Origin of the sequence: uncultured Planktosalinus sp. (assembly GCF_963973675.1) — a bacterium.
Taxonomy (GTDB): Bacteria; Bacteroidota; Bacteroidia; order Flavobacteriales; family Flavobacteriaceae; genus Planktosalinus.
In genome coordinates, this window is record NZ_CAXBAN010000310.1 from 1 (window position 1) to 3,272 (window position 3,272).

General features: G+C 34.1%; 4 protein-coding genes. 1 reads left to right on the plus strand and 3 read right to left on the minus strand.

The genetic code is table 11. The annotated features are described in order from the left end of the window. Positions 1-147: 147 nt before the first annotated feature. Positions 148-1,491, plus strand: coding sequence for a T9SS type A sorting domain-containing protein (locus AACY61_RS11055; RefSeq protein ID WP_339611643.1), 1,344 nt, complete (start codon positions 148-150; stop codon positions 1,489-1,491). Positions 1,492-1,546: 55 nt separating this feature from the next. On the opposite strand, the gene AACY61_RS11060 is transcribed toward AACY61_RS11055, so the two are convergent. The 3 genes from AACY61_RS11060 to AACY61_RS11070 form a co-directional block, all read right to left on the minus strand. Next, complete coding sequence (locus AACY61_RS11060; protein WP_339611644.1) at positions 1,547-1,768, minus strand: DUF6095 family protein; 222 nt, start codon at positions 1,766-1,768, stop codon at positions 1,547-1,549. Continuing rightward, complete coding sequence (murQ, locus tag AACY61_RS11065) at positions 1,755-2,585, minus strand: N-acetylmuramic acid 6-phosphate etherase (RefSeq protein ID WP_339611645.1); 831 nt, start codon at positions 2,583-2,585, stop codon at positions 1,755-1,757. Before murQ ends, AACY61_RS11060 begins: the two co-directional genes overlap by 14 nt. 19 nt (positions 2,586-2,604) lie before the next feature. After that, positions 2,605-3,272: DUF4249 family protein (locus tag AACY61_RS11070; RefSeq protein ID WP_339611646.1), on the minus strand; the 668-nt coding region annotated here is incomplete at its 5' end.

Genomic DNA, 3,272 nt, shown 5'->3' on the forward strand with positions numbered 1-3,272 from the left:
TTAAAACCCTTCATCAATCGATGAAGGGTTTTTTTGTTTACTAGACTTTTAAAATGACAAAACAGGATACTTGATTCTATCCTAAGTATTAAATTGGATGTTATATTTATTATAATTATATTTAAGGAATTCTTAAATTAAATAATTATGAAAAAATTAACTACTCTTTTGCATTTTGCTGTTTTGACTATGCTTGTGTGTACTTTTTCAGTACAATCACAAGAACGAATTGCGATTATTCAAAGTCCAAATGTTATTTTGATGGATGCTGAAACTGGTGTTATTTTGGATCCTTCTTTCATTGATCTAGATTTACAGGATCCGGGAACTCCTAAAGCAATACTCCAAGTTGGAAATGAGATATGGATAACTCACCAAATTGGAGATAAAATTGACAGATATGACCTAGACGGTGTTTTTTTAAGCTCTATTCAAGGAGGACTTGATAATATAAGAGGACTAGGTTTAGTAAATAGTTCGGAGGTTTGGGTAACAAATGCCGGCACCAATAATGGAGCACCTGGAGATGCTATAGTGCGTTTTGATTTTGATGGAAATAACCTTGGTTTTTTCCCCGTCTCACCAGAATCTGACTCTCCCTTTGATGTTATTGATAATGGAAACGGTGAAGCGTATATATCATACAGTTCCAGTAATAATATAGAACGCAGAGATTATGATGGCAATTTTCTTGGAAACATTGTAGAACCTGGCGTTGTTAACTTTATTCAACAAATTGAAATTGAAGAACCCGGAGTAATTCTAGCTGCGGTTTTTAGCGGTTCACCTCAAAATGGTGTTTATCGTTTTTCAGAAACTGATGGGTCTATAATTGACTTTTGGAGCGAAGGAAATTTAAGAGGTGTTGCTAAACTTGGAAATGGAGAAATACTTTGGTCAAGTGGAGCAGGCATTTTTCGTTTAGATCCTGATACCGGTGTAAGCACTTCGATTTCAGGAAATTCTTCTCAGTTTTTTGGAAGATTGAATTTGGATGGTTGTACTGCACCACCTGCCCCAACAGGAGATACTGAACAGGCATTTAATGAAGGTGCTACACTTGCAGATATTGTTGTGGACCCCACTGATGTCACTTGGTTTGCTACTGAAACTGATGCTCTTGCAGGAACAAATCCTTTACCATTAAATACAGTTTTGATAGATGGAGAAACATACTATGCAGTCAATATTGTTGCAGGTTGTTTGAGCGACCCTTTTGCAGTTTCTGTCACGGTAACTTTAGGTGTAGGTAATTTTGATGACTCGTCATTTGAATATTACCCTAATCCAACCAATGGTATCATAAACTTTGCATATCATAAAAACATTTCAGAAATTACTTTATCTAATCTATTAGGTCAAACCTTACTTGAACAAAAAATTGATTCAAACCAATTTATGATTGACCTGTCTGGGTTGCCAAATGCAACATACATTGTTAAAGTAGTCTCTGAGGAGGGCAGTAAATCGATTAGGGTTATTAAAAAATAATTTATACTCTTTTTAATTTTTATATAAAAAGGCTGTCAAAAATCGACGGCCTTTTTCAATCAAACATAGATTTCATAATAGTCTGTATCCCTTTAAATGCAAAGAATATTGCAGCAACTGCTATGATTAATCCAATTGGGAAAAATATATAAAAGGTACTATTGTCTTTGTTTAAAAAGCCTAGAGTGATTAAGTAAGGAGCTAAAAACATGAAAGGCAGAGAAAGTGCCATAAACTTAATCCCTGTCATTAAGATTCTTCTATTAGTGCGTTTCATTTTTTTTGTTTTTTAAAAGGTTTATTACCTTTCTTACGCTTTTATGATTTTTTAATAATTGAAGGGCTTCTTCCTTAGATATGTTGCATTCAGCCGTAATCATCTGAACTCCTCTGTTTATTAATTTTTCATTGCTCAATTGCATATCGACCATCTTATTGCCTTTTACCTTTCCTAATTGAATCATTGTTGCTGTAGTAATCATATTTAATACCATTTTTTGAGCTGTACCGGCTTTCATTCTGGAGCTTCCAGTTACAAACTCTGGACCTACTATAACTTCAACTGGGTAGTTTGATACCACAGACAAAGGACTGCCTTGATTACAAGTAATGCATCCTGTGGAAATTTTATTTTTAACACATTGTTCAAGTGCTCCTATTACATATGGCGTTGTTCCTGATGCAGCGATACCTACTATTATGTCATTTTGGGAAACATCGAAGGATTTTAAGTCTTTCCAACCCTGAGAAATTGAATCTTCGGCAAGCTCTACCGCTTTTCTGATAGCTTTATCTCCTCCAGCAATTAATCCTATTACAAGCTCGTGTGGGACTCCAAATGTTGGAGGACATTCACTGGCATCCAGAATGCCTAACCTTCCGCTGGTTCCAGCACCAATATAGAATAAACGACCTCCATTAGTGAGCTTTTCAATCACTTTTTTGGTAAGGTTTTCAATTTGAGGTATTGCTTTTTCAACTGCAAATGCTACAGTTTTATCTTCCTTGTTGATATTTTTCAACAATTCTATGACCTTCATTTTTTCTAAATGGTCATAATTAGAATCTGATTCTGTAGTTTTTGAAAATTTCATTCAACAAATTTAAACATACTTATTGAACTGTATAATAAAAATTATAAGCTTCTGAAATTCGAAAATATCCTAAAGGAAAATTCTCTGGATTGGTTTGATTCACAATATTTCCTCTTACTGTTGCCGGTTGTGTTTCAAAGGGGCCTGCCGGCGCATCTCCTTGTTGAATTAGAGTAAACAAATAGTTGTAATTTTGTTCATTGATACCATATAAATTAAACGTTACTATATCATTGGGTTCAATATCTTCCACTAAATAATATCCAAATATCAAATTTCCATCAAAAAACTCATCTGTTAAAGCATCATAAATATTTCCTTTTTCAGATTTTCCTTCAAAAAAGTAATAATTATCCTCTCCCTCCGGGTCATTAAAAAACACTTTCAATTCAATATCTTCTCCTGAAAAACCGGCATTATTTCTTTGTTCAACAAATTCTAATGGAACAGCGGTTATCAATTGATTAGTTGCTGTATATAGTTCATTTTCATATATTATTTCAAGAGTATAGTTTGTATTGAGTTGGGGCTCAAAATCTCCAATATACAAACCGTTTTCACTGTGATTGAAAGTGAAGAGGTTTCCTTGATTGTCTGAAATCATCACATCAGCATTGGTGACCGGGGGTATTGTGTTGTCAAAATAGGGTGCCGTTAAGCTGAGCTTTATTTTTGGAAACTCTGTAA